Here is a 24622-nt window from a genome sequence, read left to right on the forward strand (position 1 = left end):
CATGACACGGATTGCCATGACAACCGCCGCGCTTTGCCTGGGCCTGCCCGCGGCGGCGCAGGAGTTCTCGGACGGCTCCGAGGCGAAGACCTGGAACCTCGCCGCCGAGACACCGGCGCGGTTCGAGGCGACGGTGGTGGACATGCTTTGCGAATTGACCGGCGACTGCGCCGAAGATTGCGGCGGGGGCAAGCGGCAGCTGGGGCTCTTGCGGTCGGTCGACGGCGTGCTGGTCTATCCCAACAAGAACAATCAGCCCGCCTTTACCGGCGCGGCGCTGGACCTGGCGCCCTATTGCGGGGCGGAGGTCGAAGTGGACGGGCTGATGATCGAGGACCCGGAGCTGGGGGCCACGAATATCTACCTCGTGCAGAAAATCCGCGAGGTTGGCGCCAGCGAATGGGTCACCGCCAACAGCTGGACGAAGAAATGGGCCGAGGCGCATCCGGATGCCGAAGGCAAGGGGCCGTGGTTCCGGCGCGATCCGCGCGTGCAGGGCATGATCGGGGAAAGCGGGTACTTGGGGCTGGGGCTGGAGGCGGACGAAGCCTTTATCGAGGAGTGGTTCTGATGCGGGGCAGGCTGGCCGCCGCGGCGTTTCTGCTGGCGGCTGCGGCGCAGGCCCATGACGGCGAGGACCACGGGCCGGGCGCGACGGCTGTGCCCGAAGACCGGCTGGCGGCGGCGCTGAAGGAGGCGCCTGTCGCGCTGCCGTGGGAGGTTGGCGGGCCGTTCGAGCTGGTCGACCACACGGGACGGGTGCGGACGCAGGCCGATCCCGAGGGCCGGCATCAGCTGCTCTTTTTCGGCTACGCCAACTGTCCGGGGATCTGCAGCGCGGCGCTGCCGCTCATGGCGGAGGCGGTGGCGGAGCTGGAGGCGGAGGGCGTGGACATGGCGGCGCTGGTGGTGACGATCGACCCAGATCTGGACTCGGTTGAGACTATGGGGCCGTCGCTGGCAGAGGTCTCGGACGACCTGCTGGGCCTGACCGGCACGCCCGAGGCGCTGGACGTGGCCTATGACGCGTTCCGGGTGGAGTTCGAGCACCTCTTCGACGATCCCGAGCACGGGCCGATCTACAGCCACGGCAGCTTCATCTACCTGCTGGACCCTGCAGGCGAAGTGCTGACGCAGGTGCCGCCCGTGCTGCCGCCCGAGCAGGTGAGTGCGATCGTGCGGAAATACGTGGGGGGGTGAGAGGTCCCGGGTCAAGCCCGGGACGTGTTGGTGCGAGGTGGCTGGGAGGTCCCGGGTCAAGCCCGGGACGTGTTGGTGCGAAGTGGCTGGGAGGTCCCGGATCAAGTCCGGGACGTGTTGGTGCGAAGTGGCGGGGAGGTCCCGGGTCAGGCCCGGGACGGGTAGTGCGAGGTGGCTGGGAGGTCCCGGATCAAGTCCGGGACGGAGTCTTGGCGCGGTGCGCCAAGACTCCGCTTGCACGCCACAGCCACCATCAATAGATAGCCGGAGTGATTTTGACCGCCGCGGACGCCTCCGCGGCCTTTTTGCAATGGAAGGACGAACATGCAGGTCACAGAGACGCTCAATGAAGGGCTGAAACGCGGCTACACGATGAAACTGTCGGCCAAGGAGCTGGACGACAAGGTCATGGACAAGCTGAAGGAAGCGCAACCCGATGTCGAGATGAAGGGGTTCCGCAAGGGCAAGGTGCCGCTGCCGCTGCTGAAAAAGCAGTTCGGCGAGCGTGTCATGGGCGAGGCCATGCAGGAAGCCGTCGACGGCGCCATGAGCCAGCACTTCGAGGACAAGGGCGAGCGCCCCGCGGCCGAGCCGGCCGTCAAGATGGTCAACGAGGACTGGAAACCGGGTGACGATGTCGAGGTCGAGATGACCTACGAGGCGCTGCCGGACATCCCCGAGGTGGACCTGTCGAAGGTGAAGGCCGAGAAGCTGGTCGTGAAGGCCGGTGACGCGGAGGTCGACGAGGCGCTTCAGAATCTTGCCTCCAGCGCGCAGGACTTCAAGGACCGCAAGAAGGGCACCAAGGCCAAGGACGGCGACCAGGTCACGATCGATTTCGTGGGCCGTGTCGATGGCGAGGCCTTCGAGGGCGGCAGCGCGGAGGATTACCCGCTGACGCTCGGTTCCAACAGCTTCATCCCCGGGTTCGAGGAACAGCTGGTCGGCGTGAAGGTGGACGAGGAGAAGGTGGTCAAGGTCAGCTTCCCCGAGGAATACCAAGCGCCGCACCTGGCCGGCAAGGACGCCGAGTTCACCTGCACCGTGAAGGCGGTGAAGGAGCCGGTGGCGGCCGAGATCGACGACGCGCTGGCCGAGAAGTTCGGCGCCGAGAGCCTGGATGCGCTGAAAGAGCAGATCGCCGAGCGGTTGGAAGCCGAGTACGCCGGTGCCGCCCGCGCGGTGATGAAGCGCGGCATTCTCGATCAGCTGGACGGGCTGGTCAGCTTCGAGCTGCCGCCGAGCATGGTGGAGGCCGAAGCGGGCCAGATCGCGCACCAGCTGTGGCACGAGGAAAACCCCGACGTGCAAGGCCACGATCACCCCGAGATCGAACCCACCGATGAGCACAAGACCCTGGCCGAGCGCCGCGTGCGCCTTGGCCTGCTTCTGGCCGACCTGGGCCAGAAGGCCGAGGTGCAGGTGACCGACCAGGAAATGACGCAGGCCGTCATGGAGCAAGCGCGGCAATACCCGGGGCAGGAGCGTGAATTCTTCGAGTTCGTGCAGAAGAACCCGCAGATGCGCCAGCAGCTGCGCGCGCCGATCTTCGAGGACAAGGTCATCGACCACATCGCCAGCGAGGCCAAGATCACCGAGAAAGAGGTGTCGAAGGACGAGCTGGAGAAAGAGGTCGAGAAGCTGGAAGACTGAGGTCTGCCGGTTTCAGGGATAGGGAAGGGCCGTCCGGTGGGACGGCCCTTTTTTTAGCCAAGCGACGGGTCGGAGCGGAATGGTAGCTTCGAGGCCTTGTGAGACGTTGGTGTTGGGCACCCAGCCGGTTAACAGCCGCGAAGCGGCCCGGCCATCGTCAGCCCCTCCCTCGGGCTGGCGATTTGGCTGAGACTGGGCACAACGACCCTTCCGAGGATGTGTTTGGCAGGCATAAAGTGCTTCAGAATTTCTGTCGGATCGCCACCCCAGGGGCTGGCGATGGCGTCCAACGTGAACGGCAGCAACGTCCCGCACACCCGACCCGTCCCGGGCCTGACCCGGGACCTCTTGCGGCAGGAGATCCCGGATCGGGTCCGGGATGACGTCCGAGACGTGTCGTCGTTGCAGCAAAGCTCGGAGACAAAAGAAAAAGGCCGCCCACGCGTGGTGGGCGGCCCTTGTTCGCGGCGGCGATATGCCCGCGCTTACTTGTCTTCGCTCTCGTCGTCCGAGCCGGCGTCGTCCGACGCGGTCTCTTCCTCGACGGCCTCGGCCAGATCGTCGTCCTCGGAGGCGGCGGCGCCGATGTCGTCAAAGAGCTCGGCGATCTCGAAATCGGCGGCTTCCTCTTCCTCGGCGGCCACGTCCTGGATGGTGCGGCCCGACGCCTGAAGCTCGGCCTCTTCGGGCGAGCGGGCGACGTTGAGGACGATATGCGCCTCGACCTCGGGGTGCAGGTGCACCTCGACGTCATGCAGGCCCAGCGTCTTGATCGGCTGACGGATCAGGACCTGCTTGCGGTCGACCGAGTAGCCTTCCTCGGTGGCGACGGCGGCGGCGTCACGGGTCGAGACCGAGCCGTAGAGGTTGCCGCCATCGGAAGCCTGGCGAATCACGATGAACTTCTGTCCGTCGAGGCGGGCCGCCAGGGCCTCGGCCTCTTTCTTGGATTCCAGGTTGCGCGCTTCGAGCTGGGCTTTCTGGTCCTCGAAGGAGGCGATGTTCTCTTTCGAGGCGGTCAGCGCCTTGCCTTGCAGCAGCAGGTAGTTGCGGGCGAAGCCGGGCTTCACCTCGACCACATCGCCCATCTGGCCCAGCTTGGCCACGCGTTCGAGAAGGATGACTTGCATGGGTCTTTCTCCTTATTTCACGGCGTAGGGCAGCAGGGCGAGGAAGCGGGCGCGCTTGATGGCGCGGGCCAGTTCACGCTGCTTCTTGGCCGAGACGGCGGTGATACGGGAGGGCACGATCTTGCCACGCTCGGAAATGTAGCGTTGCAGCAGCTTGGTGTCCTTGTAGTCGATCTTGGGTGCATCGTCGCCCGAGAAGGGGCAGACCTTGCGGCGACGGAAAAACGGTTTTGCAGCCATGGGTTAGTGTCCTTTCTTCAAGCCGATCAGGGGCGACGTTCGCGGCGGTCGCCACGCTCGTCACGTTTCTGCATCTGGACCGAGGGGCCTTCCTCGTGTTCGTCGACCCGGACGGTCAGAACGCGCATCACGTCCTCGTGCAGGCGCATCAGGCGTTCCATTTCCTGCACGGCTTCCGACGGGGCGTCGGTGCGCAGGAAGGCATAGTGGCCCTTGCGGTTCTTGTTGATCTTGTAGGCCATCGTCTTGACGCCCCAGTACTCGGATTCGACGATCTTTCCGCCGTTATCCGTGATCACGGTGCTGAAATGTTCGACAAGGCCTTCGGCTTGCGTGTTGGACAAGTCCTGACGCGAGATAAAAACATGCTCGTAGAGCGGCATGTGGGTTCCACTTCTGTCTGGGCGCATTTCAAAGGCGGGCCTTTTCATCCTTTCGCGGCCCGTCCACGAGAGACTGCGCGGTTCGATATACATGCGAAAGGAAGTGGGCGTATACGACGCATCCCTGCGCTTGGCAAGGGGCGTTGGCCGTCGTGAAATTGCCCGCGCTCTGCCCTGATGCAGCCGAGGGTCCGCCGCATTTTGGTCGCGATTACTGCGCAGGCTGGGCTTGACACCGAACCGGGCAGGGACAGGCCGATGACACATGCACTCGACGCGCGCTTTCAGAGCACCAGGACGGCAGAGGACAGCGCGGTGGCCGATGCCCCCGAAGGTGCGGCGCGCCGGGCGCTGACCGCATTCGCCGGGGCGGCGCTCTGCATGTCGGCGGGCGGGCTGTGGCTGATGCCGGCCGAGGACGCGGCGATGCAGCTGATCAAGCTTTTCGCCTCGGTCGTGCTGCTGCTGGGCGGGCTGATCCTGTTCAACGGTCTGAACCGCGAGGCGCCCGGACCCGAGGTGCAGATCGACCCGGTGAAGCGCCAGCTGCGGGTCTATGAATACGACGCCAAGGGCCGTTCGACCCTGAAGACCTGCCACGACATCGACGCGCTGCAGGAGCTTTCCGTCAACCGGCGCAAGTTGCGGGCCCGCGATGCGTCCGGCGTGCTGGTGCTGGAAATGCCGCTCGGCTCGGACGAGGAGGCCAGCGCCATCCGCAGCGCGATGCCGCGCTCCAGCTGACACGGTGTGCGCCCGCGCCGGGCGGGGCTGTTCATCGCTCCACACGAAATGTTCAATTCTTGCGCCTTGCGTGATGCATCAAATGCATCATCTTCCGTCGGGATATTCAACGCACCACGGAAGGAGCACTTCATGAAATCCATCGCATTCGCGACCTCGATGGCGCTTGCGGGCCTCGGCACCGCCGCACTGGCCGCGCCGGAGCAATACAACCTGGACCCCAGCCACAGCCAGGTGGTGTTCACCTACGAGCACCTGGGCTTTTCGACCACCTACAACGTTTTCACGGGGTTCGAGGGCGAGATCATGTTCGACCAGGAAGATCCGGCGAATTCCAGCGTGTCGGTGTCGATCCCGGTGATGTCGATGTATACCGGCTGGGAAAAGCGGCTGGAGCACTTCATGAGCGATGAGATGTTCGGGGCCGAAGAGGGCGACATGATCACCTTCACCTCGACCGGCATCGAAGTCACCGGCGACAATACCGCCGAGATCACCGGCGACCTGACGATCAACGGCACCACCAAGTCCGTCGTCCTGGATGCGGAGCTGAACAAGGCAGACGCGCACCCGATGCAGGAACAGCAATGGGTCGGCTTTGACGCCACGACCACTCTGAAGCGCTCGGATTACGGGCTGGATTTCGCGGCCCCGGCGGTCAGCGACGAGCTTCAGGTGATGATCTCGATCGAGGCCGGGAAGGCGGAATAAGCCTGCAGGTCATTCCAGTACGGCCAAGGCCCGCATCCGAGGATGCGGGCCTTTTTCATGCGTGCAGGAGGCGGGGGAGGTCCCGGGTCAGGCCCGGGACGGGGATGACGTGCCCTAGCGTTCGGCGGTCAGATCGAACCGGATATCGACGGAGGCGCCGACATTGCCTTCGCTTTGTCCGCCGATCCCGAAATCGCGCCGGTCGACGGTCAGCCCGCCCGAGGCGGTGGCGGTGTCGCCGTCGATGGTGAGCTCGAAGGGCATTTCGACGGGAACGGAGTTGTCCTTGATCGTCAGCGTGCCGGTGGCGACATGCCCGGCGTCGCGCGAGACAATGTCGGCAGAGAAGGTGGCCGTGGGATGGTCTTCGGCGGCGAGATAGTCGGCGCCCTTGGCGTCGCTGGTGACCGACCCCAGCGTCAGCGAGGCGATGGTCACCGTCACGTCGACGGTGCCGTGGCTGCCGTCGCTGTCGGCGGTCTCGTCATAGACGATGTCGGCAGTCCAGTCCTCGAATTGGCCCGTCACCTCGGAGCCCATTTGCACCACTGTCAGGCCAAGCGTGCCGGCGGTGACGGTCCAGGCGTTTTCGGCGCCCTGGGTCTGTGCGGGGGCTTCCGCGCTGGCGGTCTCGGCGGCCGGTTCGGCGGTGTCGGCTCCGGCGCTCTGCGCGGGTTCGGTTTCGTGCGAGAAATAGCCCAGTGCGCTGCCGGTGCCCAGAGCGGCGGCCCAGATCACCAGCGCGGCGACGGCGGGCAGGACATGCCCCGGCTGTCGCGCCGTCGGCTCCGCCGTGGTGCGGCCGGGCAGCATCCGGCGCAACGTGGCGTCGCGGTCGATGACGTGATGCTTGAGCGCCCCGGCGACATGGGCGGCGAGGCTGCCCCACAGCACCCAGTTCAGGATATGGTGCAGGGAGGCGAAGGTATGGGCCAGGCCGTCATCCTTGGGCACCAAGGGCAGGGATTGCCCGAACGGCCACCAGATGGGGGCAAAGCCGGTGGTGGCGGCATGGTGGATCCAGCCGGTCAGCGGCACGGCCACCAGAGAGCCGTAGAGCAGCCAGTGCACCGTTTCGGCGGCCCGTGCCTCGAGCGGCTTGTCGCCGTTCAGCAGGCCGGGCTTGGTCTGGCCCATGGCCCAGAGGATGCGCAGCAGGGCCACGAAGAAGACCGTGACGCCAATTGTCTTGTGCAGCGAGAACAGGAAGGCCGCGCGCGAGACGTCGGCGTCGGTGGTGGCAATGTCCGGGTTGCGGACCGCGTGGGCGAGGTCGTTGGCGAAAAGACCGAGCGGGATGGCCGAGAGAATCAGCAGCGCGGTCAGCCAGTGAAAGGTCTTGGTGACGGCACCGTATCGGTCGTGCGCATTGGCGAGGGGCATGGTGGTGGCTCTGATTTGGCGGAAAGTTCGTCTGCACTCTAGCCGAGCGCGGGGCAGGGGCAATGATTGCCTGCGCACAGCGGGCGTGCGGCAGGGGCGGTTTTTCGGCCCCCGACATTGCACCGCACGGCGCGTCACGCTATCGGAGGGCATTGAACGGGAGGGCAAGGGACCATGAGCAAGGCATTCGTATTTCCCGGGCAGGGCGCGCAGACGGTCGGGATGGGCAAGGCGCTGGCCGATGCCTATCCGGCGGCAAGGGCCGTGTTCGACGAGGTCGACGAGGCACTGGGCGAAAAGCTGAGCGCGCTGATCTGGGAGGGCGACCAGGAGACGTTGACCCTGACGCAGAACGCGCAGCCGGCGCTGATGGCCACGTCGCTGGCCGCCGTGCGTGCGCTGGAGGCCGAGGGTGTGAGCATCGAGGCGGCGTCACTGGTGGCGGGGCATTCGCTGGGCGAATATTCCGCGTTGGCCGCCGCCGGGGCGCTGAGCATCAGCGACTGTGCGCGCCTGTTGCGCACGCGGGGCCAGGCGATGCAGGCCGCCGTGCCGGTGGGCGAAGGCGCAATGGCCGCGATCCTGGGGCTGGATTTCGCCACGGTGAGCGAGGTGGCCGAGGCCTCCGCCGCGGATGGCGGCGTGGTGCAAGCCGCCAATGACAACGATCCGGCGCAGGTCGTGGTCTCGGGCCACGCCGCCGCGGTGGAAAAGGCGGTGGAACTGGCCAAGGAGAAGGGCGCCAAGCGGGCCATGTTGCTGCCGGTCAGCGCGCCGTTCCATTCCGCGCTGATGGCGCCCGCCGCCGATGCGATGGCCGCCGCCCTGTCGGAGGTCACGATCAAGTCGCCGCGCGTGCCTGTGGTCGCCAACGTGACGGCCGGCGCGGTGCAGGATCCGGCCCGGATCCGGGAACTCCTGGTCAAGCAGGTGACGGGATCGGTGCGCTGGCGCGAGTCGGTCGAGTACATGGCCGCGCAAGGTGTCGACGATATCTGGGAAATCGGCGCGGGCAAGGCGCTCATTGGCATGGTGCGCCGGATCAACCGCGATATCGCCACCCGCGCGGTCGGCACCCCCGAGGACGTGGCAGCGGCCGCGGAGTCGATGGCCGGCTGAGCCGCGACCAAGAAAATGGGATTTTCTTGTCAAATTTCTTCTGCAAGAAATTTGGCGCCAGACGAGAAGGATCAAGACACATGTTCGACCTGACGGGAAAGACGGCGCTGGTGACCGGCGCATCCGGGGGCATCGGCGGAGAGATTGCCAGGGCGCTGCACAAAGCAGGGGCGACGGTGGGCCTGTCGGGCACGCGGGTCGAGCCGCTGGAGGCGTTGGCGGGCGAGCTGGGCGAGCGGGCGCATGTGCTGCCCTGCAACCTGAGCGACCCGGAGGCCGTCGATGCGCTGCCGAAACAGGCCGTCGAGGCCATGGGCAGCGTCGATATCCTGGTGAACAACGCGGGGATCACCCGCGACCAGATCTTCATGCGCATGTCCGACGAAGAGTGGCAGAGCGTGATCGACGTGAACCTGACCGCCACGATGCGCCTCTGCCGGGGCGTGATGCGTCCGATGATGAAGGCGCGCTGGGGGCGGATCATCAACATCAGTTCGATCGTGGGCGCGACGGGCAACCCCGGCCAGGTGAACTATGCCGCCTCCAAGGCCGGGATGGTGGGCATGACCAAGTCCATCGCCTATGAGGTGGCCAGCCGCGGGATCACCGCCAACGCGGTCGCGCCGGGCTTTATCGCGACGGCGATGACCGAGAAGCTGAGCGACGATCAGAAGGACAAGATCAACGCGCAGATTCCCGCCGCCCGCATGGGCACGCCAGAGGAAATCGCCGCGGCCGTCCTCTATCTTGCCAGCCCGGAGGCGGGGTATGTCACGGGGGCCACGCTGCACGTGAACGGCGGCATGGCGATGCTCTGACGCGCCGCCGCACCGTAACGAAACAAGGGCAGGGGAATCCATTTGCCAATCGCGCCGCATATGCTATAGGCGGCGCAGTTTACGCCGGGGTAATACTGTAATACTCCGCGAATGCCCGTTATACGGGTCATGCAAGCCGCCCGATACAGGGGCATACTTAGCCGCTTGTCCGGTCGGGCGGGGGCACATAAAACGGGCGAATGACCCGGCTGAAGATGAGGAACGAAACATGAGCGATATCGCAGACCGCGTGAAGAAGATCGTGGTGGAACACCTGGGCGTCGAAGAGGACAAGGTCACCGAGAACGCCTCTTTCATTGACGACCTGGGCGCGGACAGCCTGGACACGGTCGAACTGGTCATGGCGTTCGAAGAGGAATTCGGCATCGAGATCCCCGATGACGCGGCCGAGAACATCCAGACCTTCGGCGACGCGGTGAAGTTCATCAAGGAAGCGTCGTAAGCCGCGACGCGCGACAGATTTCTGGAAAGGCCCCGCCGCGATGGCGGGGTCTTTTCGTTTGCGGGTTAGGAAACTTCGGGAACAGACTGTATCATGCCGATTTGAGACCAGCGTGCCCGGGCCGCCGGTCTAAACAGGGCCGGAGCCTGTACACAAGGCGGGACCCGCCCGAATCAGAAGGTGACTGACGCATGATCATCTACCCCACCATCGAACTGCACAAAGGCAAATGCGTGTCGCTGACACGCGGCCGTCTCGAAGAACCCGTCATCTGGCATGTCGACCCTGTCGAGACCGCGAAATCCTTCGTGGCGGCGGGCGCGTCGTGGATGCATGTCACCGACATCGACGCCCTTGCGGGGCAAGGCGACAACAGCGCGCTGATCGAGCAGATCATCCGCACGGTCGGCATTCCGGTGCAGGTCGGCGGCGGTTTCCGGTCGCGCGACGGCGTCACGAAATGGATCGACAAGGGCGCGGGCCGGATCGTCGTCGGCACCATGGCCGCCTATGACCCCGACACGCTGCGCGAACTGGCAAAGTTCCATCCCGACCAGATCGTGCTGGCTGTCGATATCTTCCAGGGCTCGGTCATGACGGAAGGGTGGCGCACGAAAAGCGCGTTCACGCCCGAAAGCTATATCGCGGCGTTCGACGACGCGCCGCTGGCCGGTATCATCCTGACCGATATCGACGCCGATATCGAGGACAGCGACGGCACGCTGGGGGTGATCAGCGGACTGGCCGGGCTGACCCGGCACTCCGTCATCGCCCGTGGCACGGTGCGCAGCGTCGATGACGTGTCGCGCCTGAAATACGTGCCCAACATCTCGGGCACGATGATCGGCCGGGCGCTTCTGTCGCGCGACGTGTCGCTGCAAGAGGCGCTGGAGGTGGCACAGGGCGAGCGCGAGCCGGTCGCCGCGTTCCAGTAAACCGAAGTTCGGGTTCGAAAAAGGGGGTGCGGAAGGCCGCGCCCCCTTGTCGTTGGCCTTGCCCCCGGTGGCCAAGGCGCGGTATGGACACCGACGAAGGTAGGACAAGAGGGCAGGTATCATGCGTCGAGTGGTCGTGACAGGTCTGGGTCTTGTGACCCCGCTGGCATCTGGCGTGGAGGAGAGCTGGCGCCGCATTCTGGATGGCAAGTCCGGGGCGGGCACCATCACGCGGTTCGACCCTGTGAACGTGGCCACGAAATACGCCTGCGAAGTGCCGCTGGGCGATGGCAGCGACGGCACGTTCAATTCGGACGATTACATGGAGCCGAAAGAGCGCCGGAAGGTGGATGATTTCATCCTGTACGGCGTGGCGGCGGCGGACCAGGCGGTGCGCGATGCGGACTGGCTGCCCGAGGACGAGGAAAGCCGCCTGCGCACCGGCGTGATGATCGGCTCGGGCATCGGCGGGTTGCGCTCGATCGAGGAAACCACGCTGCTTATCCGTGACCGTGGCGTGCGGCGGGTGTCGCCGTTCTTTATCCCGGGCGCGCTGATCAACCTGATCAGCGGCCAGGTCAGCATACGCTATGGCTTCAAGGGGCCGAACCACGCGGTGGTGACGGCCTGTTCCACGGGCGCGCACGCCATCGGTGACGCGTCGCGGCTCATTCAGCATGGCGATGCCGACGTGATGATCGCGGGCGGCGCCGAGGCGGCGATTTGCGAGATCGGGATCGCGGGCTTCAACGCCTGCAAGGCGCTGTCGACGAAACGCGCGGATGACCCGCAGGCGGCCAGCCGTCCCTATGATGCGGATCGCGACGGGTTCGTGATGGGCGAGGGCGCCGGCATGGTGGTGCTGGAGGAATACGAGCACGCCAAGGCGCGCGGCGCCAAGATCTATGCCGAGGTGCTGGGCTATGGCCTGTCGGGCGACGCCTATCACATCACCGCGCCCGCAGAGGACGGCGATGGCGGGTTCCGCGCCATGCAGGGCGCGCTGCGCAATGCCGGGATCGCGCCGGCGGATGTGGATTACATCAACGCCCACGGCACCAGCACCATGGCCGACACGATCGAGCTGAAGGCGGTGGAGAAGCTGCTGGGCGACGCGGCGTCGAAGGCCACGATGAGCTCGACCAAATCCTCGACCGGGCATCTTCTGGGGGCGGCAGGGGCGATCGAGGGCATCTTCTCGATCCTGGCCATTCGCGACCAGGTGGCACCGCCCACCATCAACCTCGACACCCCGGCGGTGGACACCCCGCTGAACCTGGCGCCAAACGCCAAGCACGAGCGCGAGATCAAGGTGGCGATTTCCAACAGCTTCGGCTTTGGCGGCACCAATGCCTGTCTTTGCCTGGGGGCCGTGCGCTGATGTGGCGGCATATCGCGTCGAACTTCCTGACCTTCCTGGTGGTGATGATCTTCCTGCTGGGCGGGGTCATCCTGTGGGGGCAGAACCAGTACCAGGCAACCGGCCCGCTGGAAGATCCCATCTGTCTGCAGGTGCCGCGCGGCAGTTCCATGAGGGCCGTGTCCAGTGATCTGGCCGCGCAAGGCGCGATCACCAGTGAGCGTATTTTTCGCATCGGTACGGATTACGGTGAAAAGACACAATTGCTGAAAGCCGGAAGCTGGCTGATTCCCGAAGGGTCCAGCATGGACGAGATCGCCGATATCGTGACCCGCGGCGGGGCCAGCACCTGTGGCACCGAGGTGGTGTACCGGATCGGCGTCAACGCCAGCGAGGTCGAGGTTCGCGAACTGGACCCGGCCACGAACCGCTTTGTCGAGGTCGCGGCCTTCGATCCGCAGGCCGAGGAGGTCACGCCGCCCGCCGAGTTCACCGAGGTGCGTGAGCAGGCCGATACCCGCTACCGGGTTGCCGTCGCCGAAGGCGTGACAAGCTGGCAGGTGGTGAACGCGCTGGGGGCGGTCGACGCGCTGGACGGAGAGGTGGCGGGGGTGCCGCCCGAGGGCAGCCTTGCGCCGAACAGTTACGAGTTCAGCGTGGGTGACACCCGCGAGAGTGTCCTGACCCGGATGCGCGAGGCGCAGGAGCTGATCCTGACCGAAGCCTGGCAGAACCGGGCGTCGGATATCGCCGTCGAGACCCCCGAGGAAGCGCTGATCCTTGCCTCGATCATCGAAAAGGAAACCGGCGTGTCCACCGAGCGCGGGCAGGTGGCCAGCGTCTTCACCAACCGCCTTCTGCAAGGGATGCGCCTGCAGACCGACCCGACCGTGATCTATGGCATCACCAATGGCGAGGGCGTGCTGGGGCGCGGCCTGCGCCAGAGCGAGCTGCGCGCCGAGACGCCCTATAACACCTATGTCATCGACGGGTTGCCGCCCACGCCCATCGCCAATCCCGGCCGCGCCAGCATCGAGGCGGCGGTGAACCCGGAAGACACGGATTACGTGTTCTTCGTGGCCCGTACACTGGACCCGCGCGACGGCCACCTCTTCGCGGAAACGCTGGAAGAGCATAACCGCAACGTCGCGGCCTATCGCGCGCTGGAGGCGGAGCGCGCCAACCAGTAGGCCGAAGCTGACGGCAGGCGCGGCACCGCACGGTGCTGCGACGACTGTTTAACCGAGATCTCTGAAACTGCAGGCGACCCGTGGCATGACCATCGGTCGCCTGTTTGCTTTGAGAGACACTTTTTCCGCGATGCAAGAACTTCGAGGTACCGGCCCGCATGCCACTGATCACGCACGATCGGACCCCTTCCAACGTGACGCTCTCCATAGACGCGCTCGAGGCGCAGCTGGCGGACATGCGCGCGGATCTGGAGGCGCTCTATTCCCAGATCAGGGAAGGGAAGTTCGAGGACCTGAGAGACGCCACACGCGCCACGTCGGAGATCCGGCAGTGGCTGCGGATCGCGATAGAAGCGGAGACACAACTTGAAAAACGAAGAGAAAAAGAGCTTGGCGTCGCCGGTGCCTATGCCCTCGACCTCGATGAAGCCCGCGAAAGCGTCGGATGTCGACTGGCTCGTCTCCGCAGGGCCCGAGACGCAGAAAGAGTTTCTGGACAGCCTGAGTGACGGCGAGATCCTGTCGCTGCCCTACCTGTTCGATTTCTGGGCGATGGACCACCAGCGCCCGCCGGAAGGCGACTGGCGCGCGTGGGTTATCCTGGGCGGGCGTGGCGCGGGCAAGACGCGGGCGGGCGCCGAATGGGTGCGCAGCCAGGTCGAGGGGGCCAGGCCGCTGGATGCCGGGCATTGCCATCGCCTGGCGCTGGTGGGCGAGACCATCGACCAGGTCCGCGACGTGATGATCTTTGGCGAAAGCGGCATCCTGGCCTGTTCGCCCCCCGACCGCCGCCCGGTCTGGCAAGCCACGCGCAAGCGGCTGATCTGGCCCAACGGCGCCACCGCACAGGTGTTCTCGGCGCATGATCCGGAAAGCCTGCGCGGGCCGCAGTTCGACGGCGCCTGGGTGGACGAGTATGGCTGCGCCGCCGTGGACAAGGGCACCAACCAGCCCAACAAGTTCCTCGATCCGAAATCCTCGGAATCCACGCTGCCGCATTTCTCGGACGGGCGCCGCGACGAGCTGATCCAGCAGCAATACCTGCGCGCCTTCCTTGGCTACTGGACCGACCCCGCCAACAATCCGCAATCGGATGTCTACGAGGGCACGATGCTGGACATGGATCACGCCTATGCCTGGGCCTGGGACATGCGGCCCTATCCCTATTTCCCCAACAACCGCGACCTCTGGAGCGATGGCGAGAACTACACGCGGGGCCATTGGCTGAACGGGCGCGTGTCCGCGCGCACGCTGGCGTCGGTGATCGACGAGATCTGCCTGCGTACCGGGCTGGAACATTGCGACACCTCCCGCACCCACGGTCTGGTGCGCGGCTATACGGTCGATCAGGTGTCCGAGGCCCGCAGCGCCCTGCAACCCTTGATGCTGCGCTATGGGTTCGACGCGGTGGACCGCGACGGGCGCCTGCATTTCGTGATGCGCGACGGGCAGAGCGACCGGCTGATCGACCTCGACACGCTGGTCCGCGACCCCGAGCGTGACGGCGTGCTGGAGGAAACCCGCGGCAGCACCGTGGAACTGGCGGGCCGCGTCCGCCTGCGGTTCGTCGAGGCCGACGGCGATTTCGAAGTCATCGCCGAGGAGGCGATCCTGCCGGATGACGACACCCACGCCGTCTCGACCTCGGAATTTCCCTTGGCCATGACCCGCGCCGAAGGGCGTCAGACGGTGGAACGCTGGCTGTCCGAGGCGCGCGTGGCCACCGACACGGTCCAGCTGACCCTGCCGCCGTCGCAGCTGGACACCGGCGCGGGCGATGTCATCGCCTTGCCCGAAGGACAGGGGCGCGGTCTCTTTCGCATCGACCGGATCGACCAGATGGCCGCCGCGCAGAAACTCGAAGCGGTGCGTATCGAACCCGAAAGCTATCGCCCCGCCGATTTCGCGGAGGAGGCCGTCACCCTGCGCCCCTTCGTGCCACCGTCCCCGGTCGCGCCGTTCTTCCTCGATCTGCCGCTGCTGACGGGCGAAGAGGTGCCGCACGCGCCGCACCTCGCGGTCACGGCCCGGCCCTGGCCGGGATCGGTGGCGCTCTATGCGTCGGACGAGGATGCCAATTACACGCTGAATTCGCTGGTCACGGCCCGCACCCCCGTGGGCGTGCTCGAAACGCCTCTGTTTCCCGCAGATCCGGGCCGCATCGACCGGGGTCCGGACCTCCAGGTGCGGATGCTGGCAGGCACGCTGCAAAGCATCAGCGACCTGGCGCTGCTGAACGGCGGCAACCTCTGCGCCATTGGCGACGGAACGCCGGACGGGTGGGAGCTGATCCAGTTCCGCGAGGCCGAGCTGGTGGACACAGACACCTACCTTCTGCGGCACCGTCTGCGCGGGCAGGTGGGCACCGAGCGCGCCGCGCCCTGGCCGGAGGGCAGCTACCTCGTGCGCCTCGATGGCACCGCCGAGCAGATCGACCTGGCCGAGGCCAAGCGCGGGCTGGCGCGCTACTACCGGATCGGCCCCGCGGGGCGCCCGGTGGACGATCCCAGCTTCAGCGCTGTGCGGCTGGCCTTCGACGGGCTGGGCCTGCGCCCGCTGTCCCCGGTGCACCTGCGGCTCGCGCCCGGGCAGGGGGGCGACCTGTCGCTCGGCTGGATTCGCCGCACGCGGATCGACGGCGACCGCTGGGATATCCCCGAGGCGCCGCTGGGCGAGGAAAAGGAGGAATATGTCGTGCGCGTGGTCCAGGCAGACGCAGTGATCCGCGAGGTCACCGCCTCGGCGCCAACCTGGACCTACAGCGCCGCCGCGCAGGCCGCCGACGCGCTGAGCGGCCCTTACGAGCTGCAGGTGGCCCAGGTGTCGGCCCGCTTCGGGCCTGGGCGCTTTGCCCGCCTGACAGTGCCCGCCTGACGCGACAACGTCAGCCCCGCGCGCAGTCCACGCAGCGCGTCGCGGCGGGGTCCAGACGCAGCCGGCCCGGAGCGATCTCCTCGCCGCAATCCTCGCAAGTGCCGAATTCGCCCTCGTCCATCCGGGCGCGGGCCGACATCAACCGGGCCCGCTCTCCCGCGCGCCGCGCATCCGTGGCCTTGGCCATCGCCTGGTTCTGCAGCGCGTCCATCCGGCTCAGACGACCCACCGATTGCTGGTCCAGCTCCACCGTCGCCTTGCCCGCCGCGTCGCGGGCATCCTCCTCGCTCAACTCCGCCAGCCGGGTCTCGATCAGCGCCCGGAATTCCTGTCGGTCTGCTTCATTCATTTTCGTGAACTCGCCCATGACGCCTTTGCATTTTACGGATCGAGCATATCTGGTATAATCGATAGACGCACCAAGGAGCATGCACATGGCCGAAACACATGCAAAGCTGGCAGAACTTGACCCGGTCTGGGCCCGGATCAACACCGAGGCGACAACCGCGATCAAGGACGAGCCGCTCCTGGGCGGGTTGATCCATTCCTCGATCCTGCACCACAAGACGATCGAGGCCGCGCTGGCCTATCGCACCTCGATGAAGCTGGGCGCGGAAGAGATGCCAGAGCAGCTTTTGCGCGAGATCTGCGACATGGCCTATGCGGACGACCCCGAACTGGGGCAGGCCGCGCGCGCCGATATCGTCGCCGTCTACGACCGCGACCCGGCCTGCGACCGTTTCATCCTGCCGATGCTGTTCTTCAAGGGGTTCCAGGCGATCCAGGCCTACCGCGTGGCGAACTGGCTGTGGCGGACCGACCGCCGCGACATGGCGCGCTTCTTCCAGATGCGCTGCTCCGAGGTCTTCGGCGTCGACATTCACCCCGCCGCCCGTATCGGCAAGGGCATCATGATCGACCACGCCCACTCCATCGTCATCGGCGAGACGGCGGTGGTGGGCGACAACGTCTCGATGCTGCACTCCGTTACGCTTGGCGGTACCGGCAAGGAAGAGGAAGACCGCCATCCCAAGATCGGCGACGGCGTCCTCATCGGGGCCGGGGCCAAGGTCCTGGGCAACATCAAGGTCGGCCATTGCAGCCGCATCGCCGCCGGTTCCGTGGTGTTGCAGGAGGTGCCGCCCTGCAAGACCGTGGCGGGCGTGCCGGCCAAGATCGTGGGCGAGGCGGGCTGCGATCAGCCTTCCGTGGCCATGGATCAGCTTCTGGGCGTGCGCTGAGGCGCGCCTGCGCCGGACCATCATGATTCTTGTTCCGACAGCGGCGCCCGGTGCGCCGCTGTTTTCGTGTGCTGTGCACGCGGACGCATCGCGCGGGGGCAGGTGCGCCGTTCCCAGCAGCATCATCGCCGCAGGGACCCCTTGGAAACCGTTGCAATCATCGTGAAAGGCCCCGCCAGCGACGCGCGCAACGCGCAAGGAGCGATCCCGCTCCTTAGGCCGCGGCACATGCCTCCGGTCCTCGACGGCAGACAGGCCGGGTTGCACCGCCCGATTCAGTCCCGTCCGCCTCAGGTCAGCGCCAACGCGTGGAATTCCCGGTGTGAAGGAACATCCTGGCACCCTGTCGGGTAATACGTGAAGATGTGTCGCCACCCGGCGCGCAGAACTCAAAAAAAGGGCATCTGTACCGGCGTGATGCAAAAGAGACGCACAAAAGGGGCCTCGGTGCCGCATCGCATGGTGCACTCTGTCGACATCCTCACGACCGGACAGTAGACAGCCCGCCAAAGTGATCGAAAACGGGCCTGTCTGCCCACGGGAGGTGTCGCTCCATGATATCAAAGACCATCAGCTTTCTGCCCCTGGCCTTCGCGGTGCTTCTGGGCGCCTGCACCGAGGCTCCCGACGACGGCGGTTCGTCCTTCGCCTCGTCGCGCAACGCGACCGACAACATGAGCCTGCCGCCCGCTGTGCTGGCCGAGGCCATTTCCATGCCCGACGCGGTATGGCAACGCTCGGCGCAGCTGGCACGCTACGGCCACAGCTTCGACAAAGCGTTCTACCAGGCCGCCGCACAGCGCGAGGCGGCCAATATCGCCGCGCTGAAGCAGGCGTTTCTCGATCTCGGCCCCGGTGTCGACCCCGAAGAGGCCGGGCGCGCCGCCTACGTGGCCTACACCTATGTCGCGCAGCTGGTCGTCGAATACGAGATCGACAGCGGCGCGCTCACCCACAACACGCGGGTGAATTTCGGCACCAAGCCGCGCGGCCTCTGCTGGCACTGGGCGCATGACATGGACGCCCGCCTGCAGCGCGAGAACTTCAAGACGCTGGAAATTCACCGGGCCATCGCCAATTACGACAGCATCCGGCTGGAACACAGCACCACCATCCTGGGCCGCCGCGGCGACTCGATGGAAAACAGCCTGGTGCTCGATCCGTGGCGCGGTGCGGGCGAGCTCTACTGGGGCCTCGTGCGCGAGGATGGCCGCTACGACTGGACCGAACGCAGCAAGGTCTTCGCCTGGAAGAAAGCGCAGAAGGCCAAGAAGGAAGGCACCGCCGCCGCGTTCTGACAGACAGAAGTCATCCTCGGACTTGATCCGAGGATCTCTCGATCAACGAGATCCCGGGTCCAGCCCGGGATGACGTCGCACAAGGTGTAGGGTGGGTTTCCAACCCGCCTGACCTCCAAACGAAAAAGGCCGGGGAAATCCCCGGCCTGTATTCCTTGACGACCGTGGCCCTCAGGCCAGCATCACCATCGGGTTCTCCAGGTTCTCGGTGATCTGCGCCAACAACTCCGCGCCAAGCGCCCCGTCGATCACCCGGTGATCCACGCTCAGCGTCACCGACATCACCGTGGCCACGGTCAACTCCCCATCATCACCGACCACAGGCTTTTTCACACCCGCGCCCACGGCCAGGATCGCGCCGTGCGGCGGGTTGATCACCGCGTCGAAATTGTCGATCCCGAACATCCCGAGGTTGGAAATCGCAAAGGTTCCGCCCTGGTATTCCTCGGGCGACAGCTTGCGCTCCCGCGCGCGGGCGGCGAGGTCCTTCATCTCCGCCGACAGGGCCGACAGCGATTTCATCTCGGCGTCCTTCAGGACAGGCGTGAACAGCCCGCCCTCGATCGCCACGGCCACCGCCACGTCCGACGGCTTCAGCTTCAGCACCCGGTCGCCGGCCCAGACCGCATTGCAATCGGGCACCGCCTGCAGCGCCAGCGCGCAGGCCTTGATGATGAAGTCGTTCACCGACAGCTTGACGCCGCGACCTTCCAATTGCTTGTTCAGCTGCCCGCGGAACTTCAGCAGCGCATCCAGCCGGATCTCGCGCCGCAGGTAGAAATGCGGAATCGTCTGCTTGGCCTCGGTCAGCCGCGCGGCGATGGTCTTGCGCATCCCGTCCAGCTTCACTTCCTCGAACTCGCGGTTCTTGTACATCGCCACGACCGCATCGGTGCTGGGACCAGCCGGGGCAGGGGCCGCCTGTCCCGCACTTGCTGCGGGACCTCCCGCCGCTTTCTCCTCGGCAGGCTTCGCCGCTCCGGGTTTGGCACTTTCCACGTCCGCCTTCACGATCCGCCCATGCGGACCGGACCCTTTCAATTCGGTCAGGTCGATGCCCTTCTGCTTGGCGATCCGGCGTGCCAGGGGCGAAGCGAAGATGCGCTCACCGTCCTTCTTGGGCGCCGCCGGGGCAGTGGGCACGTCGCCGCTCTCGGGCTTCTCTTGCTTGGCCGCGGCCTCCTTCTTCGGGGCCGCCTCCTGCTTGTCCTCCTTGGCCTCGGCCTTGTCCTCGCCTCCGTCAGAGCCGCCGGAGGCGCTCACGTCACCGATATCATCCGCGCTCTCGCCTTCCTCCAGCAGAATGGCAATGGCGGTGTTCACCTTGACCCCTTCGGTGCCTTCCTCGATCAGGATCTTGCCGATCGTGCCTTCGTCGACCGCCTCGAACTCCATCGTCGCCTTGTCGGTCTCGATCTCGGCCAGCAGGTCGCCGGAATTCACCGTGTCGCCTTCCTTGACCAGCCATTTCGCCAGCGTGCCCTCTTCCATCGTCGGGGAAAGGGCGGGCATCAGTATTTCCGTGGGCATCGCGCTCTCTCCTTACCGATATGTCACTTTGTTGACGGCCTCGATCACTTCCTTGGTCGAGGTCAGCGCCAGCTTTTCCAGGTTCGCGGCATAGGGCATCGGCACGTCCTTGCCCGTGCAGTTGATCACCGGCGCATCGAGGTAGTCGAACGCCCGCTCCATGATCACCGCGCTGAGATGGTTGCCCATGCTGGCCACCGGGAAGCCTTCCTCGACCGTGACGCAGCGGTTGGTCTTCATCACGCTGGCCAGCACCGTGTCATAATCCAGCGGGCGCAGCGTGCGCAGGTCGATCACCTCGGCGCTCACGCCGTCCTCGGCCAGCTTGTCCGCGGCCTCCAGCGCATAGGTCATGCCGATGCCGAAGCTGACGATGGTCACGTCGTCCCCGGGCCGGGCAATGCGCGCCTTGCCGAAGGGGATGGTGAAATCGTCCAGCACCGGCACCTCGAAGCTGCGCCCGTAGAGGATTTCGTTTTCCAGGAAGATCACCGGGTTCGGGTCACGAATGGCGCTTTTCAGCAGGCCCTTGGCATCGGCCGCCGAATAGGGCTGCACCACCTTCAGGCCCGGCACGTGGGAATACCACGCCGCGTAATCCTGGCTGTGCTGCGCGGCCACCCGCGCCGCCGCCCCGTTGGGGCCACGGAAGACGATGGAACAGCCCAGCTGCCCGCCGGACATATAGTTCGTCTTGGCGGCAGAGTTGATGATCTGGTCGATCGCCTGCATGGCGAAGTTCCAGGTCATGAATTCCACGATCGGCTTCAGCCCGCCCCAGGCCGCGCCCACGCCGATCCCGGCGAACCCGTGCTCGGTGATCGGCGTGTCGATCACCCGCTTGGATCCGAACTCGTCCAGCAAACCTTGGGTGATCTTGTAGGCGCCCTGGTACTCGGCCACCTCCTCGCCCATGATGAAGACGTTCTCGTCGTTGCGCATCTCCTCGATCATGGCCGCGTTGATCGCCTCGCGCACGGTCATCTTCTGCATCTCGGTGCCCTCGGGCCAGTCGGGGCTGGCGTCGGGCTGCGGCACGGGGGCCGCGGGCGAGGCCGCGACCGGCTCGGATTTTGCGCGGCTCTCGTCGTCGCCGCTTTCATCGTCCTCCTTGGCGGAGGAGGAGTCACCGCCGCCCGACGACGTCTCGCCGATATCATCCGCGCTCTCGCCGTCTTCCAGCAGCACCGCGATGGGCGTGTTCACCTTCACCCCTTCGGTGCCTTCCTCGATCAGGATCTTGCCGATGGTGCCCTCGTCGACGGCTTCGAATTCCATCGTCGCCTTGTCGGTCTCGATCTCGGCCATGATGTCGCCCGAGTTCACCGTGTCCCCCTCCTTGACCAGCCACTTGGCCAGGGTGCCTTCCTCCATCGTCGGCGACAGGGCGGGCATCAGAATTTCTGTTGGCATCGTCGTCTCTCTCCCTACTGGGTCTTGCCCCGGCACAGCTCGGCCAGGTCACGGAACGCATCCGTCGCCTGTTCGGCCTGCGGCTCGGTCAGGATTTCCGCTAGTATCAGTCTGAAAAATTGCTGGCGCCCGTCATCGGGCAGCGTCATCGTCATCTCGCACGCTTGCCGGGTGCAGTCCGCCGGCATGAGCGCGCCGAGCGCCTCGGGCTCCGCCACCAGCAGGTCGTAAAGCTCGTTGCCGGCCTCGATCCGCGTCGTCACCTTCCAGGCCGGCGCGGGGGGCGCCACGTCGAACCGGATCGCAAGCCCGTCGCCTTCGGTTTCAAAGGCGATGTCCTCGGGCGCCACGTCCCGCAGATCGCCGGTCATGACGACCACCGCATCGACGCCGTCCATGCGGCCTTGCGCCTTCTGGGTGAAGACACAGTCAGGCCGGATGTCGAAACTGGTCCGGGTCAGCCCGCCGCTGGTCGCCGGACCGTCGTAGTGGACAAGGTCGCGCAGGTCATCCGCGTGACGTGCGAAGTCCTTGGCGTTGACGGAGTGCCCGCCGACCACGGCCAACAGCACCGCAAGCAGCTTGACAGGCTTGCGCATCAGGCGTCCTCGCGCGTGTCTTCGACATAGATGTCCGTCCACAGCTCGGACACGTCCGGCTCGGCGCTTTCCTTGGCGAACTCGGCGGACTTGTTCACCACGTCCTTGATTTCCTTGTCGATCGCCTTGAGGTCCTCCTCGCTGGCGTGCTTGCCCTCCAGCAGCAGCTCGCGCACATGCTCGATGCAGTCCTTCTCGTCGCGCATCTTCTGCACTTCCTCGCGCGTGCGGTACTTCGCCGGGTCCGACATGGAATGCCCGCGATAGCGATAGGTCTTCACCTCAAGGATATACGGCCCGTCGCCCTTGCGGCAGTGCGCCACGGCCTTGGCACCGGCTTCCTTGACGGCCAGAACGTCCATGCCGTCCACCGCCTCGCCGGGGATGCCGAACGCCTCGCCACGGGTGTAGATGTCCGGCGTCGAGGTCGAGCGTTTCTGCGACGTGCCCATGGCGTACTGGTTGTTCTCGATCACGAACACCACCGGCAGCTTCCACAGGGCGGCCATGTTGAACGTCTCGTAGACCTGGCCCTGGTTCGCAGCACCGTCCCCGAAATATGTGAAGGTCACGCGCCCGTTGCCCTTGTACTGGTCGGCCAGCGCCAGCCCCGCGCCCAGCGGCACGTTCGCGCCCACGATGCCGTGCCCGCCATAGAAATCCTTCTCGCGGCTGAACATGTGCATCGAGCCGCCCTTGCCCTTGGAATAGCCGCCCTCGCGGCCCGTCAGCTCGGCCATCACGCCATCGGGGTCCATGCCGCAGGCCAGCATGTGGCCATGGTCGCGATAGGTCGTGATCCGCTTGTCGCCTTCCTCGGCCGTGGCTTCCAGCCCGACGACCACCGCTTCCTGCCCGATGTAGAGGTGGCAGAACCCGCCGATCAAGCCCATGCCATACAGCTGGCCGGCCTTTTCCTCGAATCGACGGACCAGCAGCATGTCGCGGTAGTATTTCTTCAACTCGTCGGCGGAAACGTTTGGTTTCTTTGTCGTTTTCCTGGCAGCCATGCGGGCGGGCTCCTGTGCTGAAAAGAATAGTTTAGCGTTAAACTATCTTATACAGGACTCGCTCCGATTTTTCGAGAGGGTTTTTGACGCGGCGTCAGATCCGGCATGCGGGGCCGCGTCCCTGCTCCGAAGACCCGGGTCAGGCTTTGTCGTCGTCCTTGATATCGGGGTCCCTGTAACCGTTGGGATCGAAGTCTTCGGGATCATAGGCCTTCTCATCGTCGCCGATCCCGGTCACGTGGGTCGTTCCGCTTTCCTCGTCATAGGCCAACCCATAGGTCGCGCGGCCCTCGGATTTGTAGCGCGAATACTCGTGGTACCCGGCATATACGAAGGCCAGCGCGAAGGGCGAGACGATCAGGGCCGCCAACAGTTGCGCACTCATTTCTTGCTCTCCTCTCCTTGCCGTTCCCGCACGCGGGCGGTCGGGCGCCGTTCCCGCATGCTCACTTGCTCGTGTCCAACCACCTAGCCTACGCTTGCATCACGTCCAGCACACGACCGGGGCCGTGCAGCGCACCGGCGATATCGAAGGTGACATCATGTGCCCATCCTCCGCAAGCCCCGACTGCGTTGACCCGCCCTGCGGACCGGAGGAACACATCGTTTTGCTGGCGCGGCTCGCCGAGACCGGCGAGACGCTATGCGTCAGCCTGCAGCCGGGCCTGGTCTACGGGGTCTACCTCGGCGCGCCCACCGGCGCGCCGAGGATCGCGTTCAGCGTCGATGGGATGCACGTCACCGGGGATTACGACTGGGTGTGGATCGACGGTGCCGCGTGGGCGTCCCTCTCGCTCAGGGCAAAGGATGTGACCTGCACCATGCGCGTCGCTCGCGCCGAGCCAGGGGAGCCGCCGCCAGGGGGCGTGCTGGAAATCACCGGCGCCACGAAGGAAACCCATGCGCTCGTGCCTGGCTCGATCCGCCACGACCTTCCGCTTGCCTGAAATGTCCGGAAACACCGGCCGGGAACCGGGGCAGGGCGGGTCTCAGCGGATCACGATCTCGTCGGCCCGCAGCATCCCCAGCACCTCGCGCGCCTGCTGGTCCAGCAGGTCGAGATCCAGATACGTGTCCGACAACCGCCGCGTCAGGTTCTCCATCCGCGCGACCTTGGCATCCAGCACGGCCAGCTGTTCGCGCAATTCCGCCTCGCCCGATTCGATCTCGGCGCGGCGAAACACGCCGTAATCGCCCTGTACGGCCGCGAACGTGAAATAGGCCCCCAGCCCGAAGGCTATGGCGAAATAGATCAACACACCGAATGCGGGGCGCCTGCGCGATTTCATGACTGCTCTTTCTGCCTCTGGTGCCCGCCTCTTTGCGTG

The 24622-nt window shown here is 65.7% G+C and carries 27 protein-coding genes; 16 read left to right on the forward strand and 11 right to left on the reverse strand.

What is annotated here, in order from left to right:
* Nucleotide 1 precedes the first annotated feature (1 nt).
* The 3 genes from KUV49_RS10550 to tig all read left to right on the forward strand — a co-directional run bounded on the left by KUV49_RS10550 (nucleotide 2) and on the right by tig (nucleotide 2853).
* Nucleotides 2-571, forward strand: a complete 570-nt coding sequence (locus KUV49_RS10550; RefSeq protein WP_261391158.1) for a hypothetical protein — start codon at nucleotides 2-4, stop codon at nucleotides 569-571.
* On the forward strand, nucleotides 571-1200 hold the full coding sequence (locus KUV49_RS10555) for an SCO family protein (protein ID WP_222449914.1): 630 nt from the start codon (nucleotides 571-573) through the stop codon (nucleotides 1198-1200). Before KUV49_RS10550 ends, KUV49_RS10555 begins: the two co-directional genes overlap by 1 nt.
* A 324-nt stretch (nucleotides 1201-1524) precedes the next feature.
* Complete coding sequence (gene tig, locus KUV49_RS10560) at nucleotides 1525-2853, forward strand: trigger factor (protein WP_222449915.1); 1329 nt, start codon at nucleotides 1525-1527, stop codon at nucleotides 2851-2853.
* Between the two features lie 485 nt (nucleotides 2854-3338).
* On the opposite strand, the gene rplI is transcribed toward tig, so the two are convergent.
* The 3 genes from rplI to rpsF are packed head-to-tail and all read right to left on the reverse strand — an operon-like array spanning nucleotide 3339 to nucleotide 4606.
* Nucleotides 3339-3983 (reverse strand): 50S ribosomal protein L9, encoded by a 645-nt coding sequence (rplI, locus tag KUV49_RS10565; protein WP_222449916.1) that lies wholly within the window; start codon nucleotides 3981-3983, stop codon nucleotides 3339-3341.
* Nucleotides 3984-3995: 12 nt separating this feature from the next.
* The gene (gene rpsR, locus KUV49_RS10570; RefSeq protein ID WP_093029287.1) at nucleotides 3996-4223 is read right to left on the reverse strand and encodes a 30S ribosomal protein S18; all 228 of its coding nucleotides are present in this window, start codon (nucleotides 4221-4223) and stop codon (nucleotides 3996-3998) included.
* Nucleotides 4224-4249: 26 nt separating this feature from the next.
* On the reverse strand, nucleotides 4250-4606 hold the full coding sequence (gene rpsF, locus KUV49_RS10575) for a 30S ribosomal protein S6 (RefSeq protein WP_152492099.1): 357 nt from the start codon (nucleotides 4604-4606) through the stop codon (nucleotides 4250-4252).
* 258 nt (nucleotides 4607-4864) lie between these two features.
* Here rpsF and KUV49_RS10580 point away from each other — a divergent pair, with 258 nt between their 5' ends.
* Together KUV49_RS10580 and KUV49_RS10585 are read left to right on the forward strand one after the other, a co-directional pair.
* Complete coding sequence (locus tag KUV49_RS10580) at nucleotides 4865-5350, forward strand: hypothetical protein (RefSeq protein ID WP_222449917.1); 486 nt, start codon at nucleotides 4865-4867, stop codon at nucleotides 5348-5350.
* Nucleotides 5351-5482: 132 nt separating this feature from the next.
* On the forward strand, nucleotides 5483-6061 hold the full coding sequence (locus KUV49_RS10585) for a YceI family protein (protein ID WP_222449918.1): 579 nt from the start codon (nucleotides 5483-5485) through the stop codon (nucleotides 6059-6061).
* 114 nt (nucleotides 6062-6175) lie between these two features.
* Here the strand turns inward: KUV49_RS10585 and KUV49_RS10590 are convergent, their stop codons facing one another.
* Complete coding sequence (locus KUV49_RS10590; protein WP_222449919.1) at nucleotides 6176-7444, reverse strand: cytochrome b/b6 domain-containing protein; 1269 nt, start codon at nucleotides 7442-7444, stop codon at nucleotides 6176-6178.
* Nucleotides 7445-7618: 174 nt separating this feature from the next.
* Between KUV49_RS10590 and fabD the strand changes: the two genes are divergently transcribed.
* From fabD to KUV49_RS10630, 8 genes are all read left to right on the forward strand, one after another.
* Nucleotides 7619-8563 (forward strand): ACP S-malonyltransferase, encoded by a 945-nt coding sequence (gene fabD, locus KUV49_RS10595; protein WP_222449920.1) that lies wholly within the window; start codon nucleotides 7619-7621, stop codon nucleotides 8561-8563.
* An 80-nt stretch (nucleotides 8564-8643) separates the two neighbouring features.
* Complete coding sequence (fabG, locus tag KUV49_RS10600; RefSeq protein ID WP_222449921.1) at nucleotides 8644-9381, forward strand: 3-oxoacyl-[acyl-carrier-protein] reductase; 738 nt, start codon at nucleotides 8644-8646, stop codon at nucleotides 9379-9381.
* Nucleotides 9382-9610: 229 nt separating this feature from the next.
* Nucleotides 9611-9844, forward strand: coding sequence for an acyl carrier protein (locus KUV49_RS10605; protein ID WP_057794165.1), 234 nt, complete (start codon nucleotides 9611-9613; stop codon nucleotides 9842-9844).
* 191 nt (nucleotides 9845-10035) lie between these two features.
* Nucleotides 10036-10779: a 1-(5-phosphoribosyl)-5-[(5-phosphoribosylamino)methylideneamino] imidazole-4-carboxamide isomerase gene (locus KUV49_RS10610; RefSeq protein ID WP_222449922.1), complete on the forward strand. Its 744-nt coding sequence runs from the start codon at nucleotides 10036-10038 to the stop codon at nucleotides 10777-10779.
* 121 nt (nucleotides 10780-10900) lie between these two features.
* On the forward strand, nucleotides 10901-12160 hold the full coding sequence (gene fabF, locus KUV49_RS10615; RefSeq protein WP_222449923.1) for a beta-ketoacyl-ACP synthase II: 1260 nt from the start codon (nucleotides 10901-10903) through the stop codon (nucleotides 12158-12160).
* On the forward strand, nucleotides 12160-13329 hold the full coding sequence (mltG, locus tag KUV49_RS10620; protein WP_222449924.1) for an endolytic transglycosylase MltG: 1170 nt from the start codon (nucleotides 12160-12162) through the stop codon (nucleotides 13327-13329). Before fabF ends, mltG begins: the two co-directional genes overlap by 1 nt.
* 158 nt (nucleotides 13330-13487) lie before the next feature.
* Complete coding sequence (locus KUV49_RS10625) at nucleotides 13488-13838, forward strand: hypothetical protein (RefSeq protein ID WP_222449925.1); 351 nt, start codon at nucleotides 13488-13490, stop codon at nucleotides 13836-13838.
* The gene (locus KUV49_RS10630) at nucleotides 13738-16203 is read left to right on the forward strand and encodes a glycoside hydrolase TIM-barrel-like domain-containing protein (RefSeq protein ID WP_222450967.1); all 2466 of its coding nucleotides are present in this window, start codon (nucleotides 13738-13740) and stop codon (nucleotides 16201-16203) included. The genes KUV49_RS10625 and KUV49_RS10630 overlap by 101 nt, the downstream gene beginning before the upstream one ends.
* A 10-nt stretch (nucleotides 16204-16213) precedes the next feature.
* Here KUV49_RS10630 and KUV49_RS10635 read toward each other — a convergent pair whose 3' ends face one another.
* Nucleotides 16214-16552, reverse strand: a complete 339-nt coding sequence (locus KUV49_RS10635) for a TraR/DksA family transcriptional regulator (RefSeq protein WP_222449926.1) — start codon at nucleotides 16550-16552, stop codon at nucleotides 16214-16216.
* An 85-nt stretch (nucleotides 16553-16637) separates the two neighbouring features.
* Between KUV49_RS10635 and cysE the strand changes: the two genes are divergently transcribed.
* On the forward strand, nucleotides 16638-17444 hold the full coding sequence (gene cysE, locus KUV49_RS10640; protein WP_152492111.1) for a serine O-acetyltransferase: 807 nt from the start codon (nucleotides 16638-16640) through the stop codon (nucleotides 17442-17444).
* A 554-nt stretch (nucleotides 17445-17998) separates the two neighbouring features.
* Nucleotides 17999-18742 carry a hypothetical protein gene (locus KUV49_RS10645; protein ID WP_222449927.1) on the forward strand — a complete coding sequence of 248 codons (744 nt, stop codon included), beginning with the start codon at nucleotides 17999-18001 and terminating at the stop codon, nucleotides 18740-18742.
* Nucleotides 18743-18913: 171 nt separating this feature from the next.
* Here the strand turns inward: KUV49_RS10645 and KUV49_RS10650 are convergent, their stop codons facing one another.
* From KUV49_RS10650 to KUV49_RS10670, 5 genes are all read right to left on the reverse strand, one after another.
* Complete coding sequence (locus KUV49_RS10650; RefSeq protein WP_222449928.1) at nucleotides 18914-20272, reverse strand: pyruvate dehydrogenase complex dihydrolipoamide acetyltransferase; 1359 nt, start codon at nucleotides 20270-20272, stop codon at nucleotides 18914-18916.
* Between the two features lie 12 nt (nucleotides 20273-20284).
* The gene (locus tag KUV49_RS10655; RefSeq protein ID WP_222449929.1) at nucleotides 20285-21685 is read right to left on the reverse strand and encodes a pyruvate dehydrogenase complex E1 component subunit beta; all 1401 of its coding nucleotides are present in this window, start codon (nucleotides 21683-21685) and stop codon (nucleotides 20285-20287) included.
* 14 nt (nucleotides 21686-21699) lie between these two features.
* The gene (locus KUV49_RS10660; protein ID WP_222449930.1) at nucleotides 21700-22284 is read right to left on the reverse strand and encodes a hypothetical protein; all 585 of its coding nucleotides are present in this window, start codon (nucleotides 22282-22284) and stop codon (nucleotides 21700-21702) included.
* Entirely contained in the window at nucleotides 22284-23294 is a 1011-nt protein-coding gene (pdhA, locus tag KUV49_RS10665; protein WP_222449931.1) for a pyruvate dehydrogenase (acetyl-transferring) E1 component subunit alpha, read from the reverse strand. The genes KUV49_RS10660 and pdhA overlap by 1 nt, the downstream gene beginning before the upstream one ends.
* Nucleotides 23295-23433: 139 nt before the next feature.
* Nucleotides 23434-23679 carry a hypothetical protein gene (locus KUV49_RS10670; protein ID WP_222449932.1) on the reverse strand — a complete coding sequence of 82 codons (246 nt, stop codon included), beginning with the start codon at nucleotides 23677-23679 and terminating at the stop codon, nucleotides 23434-23436.
* A gap of 157 nt (nucleotides 23680-23836) precedes the next feature.
* Here KUV49_RS10670 and KUV49_RS10675 point away from each other — a divergent pair, with 157 nt between their 5' ends.
* Entirely contained in the window at nucleotides 23837-24241 is a 405-nt protein-coding gene (locus tag KUV49_RS10675) for a hypothetical protein (RefSeq protein ID WP_222449933.1), read from the forward strand.
* A 42-nt stretch (nucleotides 24242-24283) separates the two neighbouring features.
* Here the strand turns inward: KUV49_RS10675 and KUV49_RS10680 are convergent, their stop codons facing one another.
* On the reverse strand, nucleotides 24284-24583 hold the full coding sequence (locus KUV49_RS10680; RefSeq protein WP_152492119.1) for an FtsB family cell division protein: 300 nt from the start codon (nucleotides 24581-24583) through the stop codon (nucleotides 24284-24286).
* Nucleotides 24584-24622: the final 39 nt, after the last annotated feature.

The sequence above is a fragment of the Roseovarius atlanticus genome (genome assembly GCF_019802205.1).
In the GTDB taxonomy this organism is placed as follows: Bacteria; Pseudomonadota; Alphaproteobacteria; order Rhodobacterales; family Rhodobacteraceae; genus Roseovarius; species Roseovarius atlanticus_A.

Excerpts from the sequence above, each read along its gene's own strand:
- KUV49_RS10660 (WP_222449930.1), bottom strand. The coding sequence starts at position 22,284 with ATGCGCAAGCCTGTCAAGCTGCTTGCGGTGCTGTTGGCCGTGGTCGGC.
- KUV49_RS10580 (WP_222449917.1), top strand. The coding sequence starts at position 4,865 with ATGACACATGCACTCGACGCGCGCTTTCAGAGCACCAGGACGGCAGAG.
- KUV49_RS10670 (WP_222449932.1), bottom strand. The coding sequence starts at position 23,679 with ATGAGTGCGCAACTGTTGGCGGCCCTGATCGTCTCGCCCTTCGCGCTG.
- KUV49_RS10680 (WP_152492119.1), bottom strand. The coding sequence starts at position 24,583 with ATGAAATCGCGCAGGCGCCCCGCATTCGGTGTGTTGATCTATTTCGCC.
- KUV49_RS10630 (WP_222450967.1), top strand. The coding sequence starts at position 13,738 with ATGCCCTCGACCTCGATGAAGCCCGCGAAAGCGTCGGATGTCGACTGG.
- pdhA (WP_222449931.1), bottom strand. The coding sequence starts at position 23,294 with ATGGCTGCCAGGAAAACGACAAAGAAACCAAACGTTTCCGCCGACGAG.
- KUV49_RS10675 (WP_222449933.1), top strand. The coding sequence starts at position 23,837 with ATGTGCCCATCCTCCGCAAGCCCCGACTGCGTTGACCCGCCCTGCGGA.
- mltG (WP_222449924.1), top strand. The coding sequence starts at position 12,160 with ATGTGGCGGCATATCGCGTCGAACTTCCTGACCTTCCTGGTGGTGATG.
- rpsR (WP_093029287.1), bottom strand. The coding sequence starts at position 4,223 with ATGGCTGCAAAACCGTTTTTCCGTCGCCGCAAGGTCTGCCCCTTCTCG.
- fabG (WP_222449921.1), top strand. The coding sequence starts at position 8,644 with ATGTTCGACCTGACGGGAAAGACGGCGCTGGTGACCGGCGCATCCGGG.
- fabF (WP_222449923.1), top strand. The coding sequence starts at position 10,901 with ATGCGTCGAGTGGTCGTGACAGGTCTGGGTCTTGTGACCCCGCTGGCA.
- KUV49_RS10645 (WP_222449927.1), top strand. The coding sequence starts at position 17,999 with ATGATATCAAAGACCATCAGCTTTCTGCCCCTGGCCTTCGCGGTGCTT.
- rpsF (WP_152492099.1), bottom strand. The coding sequence starts at position 4,606 with ATGCCGCTCTACGAGCATGTTTTTATCTCGCGTCAGGACTTGTCCAAC.
- KUV49_RS10590 (WP_222449919.1), bottom strand. The coding sequence starts at position 7,444 with ATGCCCCTCGCCAATGCGCACGACCGATACGGTGCCGTCACCAAGACC.
- KUV49_RS10550 (WP_261391158.1), top strand. The coding sequence starts at position 2 with ATGACACGGATTGCCATGACAACCGCCGCGCTTTGCCTGGGCCTGCCC.
- KUV49_RS10605 (WP_057794165.1), top strand. The coding sequence starts at position 9,611 with ATGAGCGATATCGCAGACCGCGTGAAGAAGATCGTGGTGGAACACCTG.
- KUV49_RS10585 (WP_222449918.1), top strand. The coding sequence starts at position 5,483 with ATGAAATCCATCGCATTCGCGACCTCGATGGCGCTTGCGGGCCTCGGC.
- KUV49_RS10555 (WP_222449914.1), top strand. The coding sequence starts at position 571 with ATGCGGGGCAGGCTGGCCGCCGCGGCGTTTCTGCTGGCGGCTGCGGCG.
- rplI (WP_222449916.1), bottom strand. The coding sequence starts at position 3,983 with ATGCAAGTCATCCTTCTCGAACGCGTGGCCAAGCTGGGCCAGATGGGC.
- KUV49_RS10650 (WP_222449928.1), bottom strand. The coding sequence starts at position 20,272 with ATGCCCACGGAAATACTGATGCCCGCCCTTTCCCCGACGATGGAAGAG.
- KUV49_RS10635 (WP_222449926.1), bottom strand. The coding sequence starts at position 16,552 with ATGAATGAAGCAGACCGACAGGAATTCCGGGCGCTGATCGAGACCCGG.
- fabD (WP_222449920.1), top strand. The coding sequence starts at position 7,619 with ATGAGCAAGGCATTCGTATTTCCCGGGCAGGGCGCGCAGACGGTCGGG.
- KUV49_RS10655 (WP_222449929.1), bottom strand. The coding sequence starts at position 21,685 with ATGCCAACAGAAATTCTGATGCCCGCCCTGTCGCCGACGATGGAGGAA.
- cysE (WP_152492111.1), top strand. The coding sequence starts at position 16,638 with ATGGCCGAAACACATGCAAAGCTGGCAGAACTTGACCCGGTCTGGGCC.
- KUV49_RS10625 (WP_222449925.1), top strand. The coding sequence starts at position 13,488 with ATGCCACTGATCACGCACGATCGGACCCCTTCCAACGTGACGCTCTCC.
- tig (WP_222449915.1), top strand. The coding sequence starts at position 1,525 with ATGCAGGTCACAGAGACGCTCAATGAAGGGCTGAAACGCGGCTACACG.
- KUV49_RS10610 (WP_222449922.1), top strand. The coding sequence starts at position 10,036 with ATGATCATCTACCCCACCATCGAACTGCACAAAGGCAAATGCGTGTCG.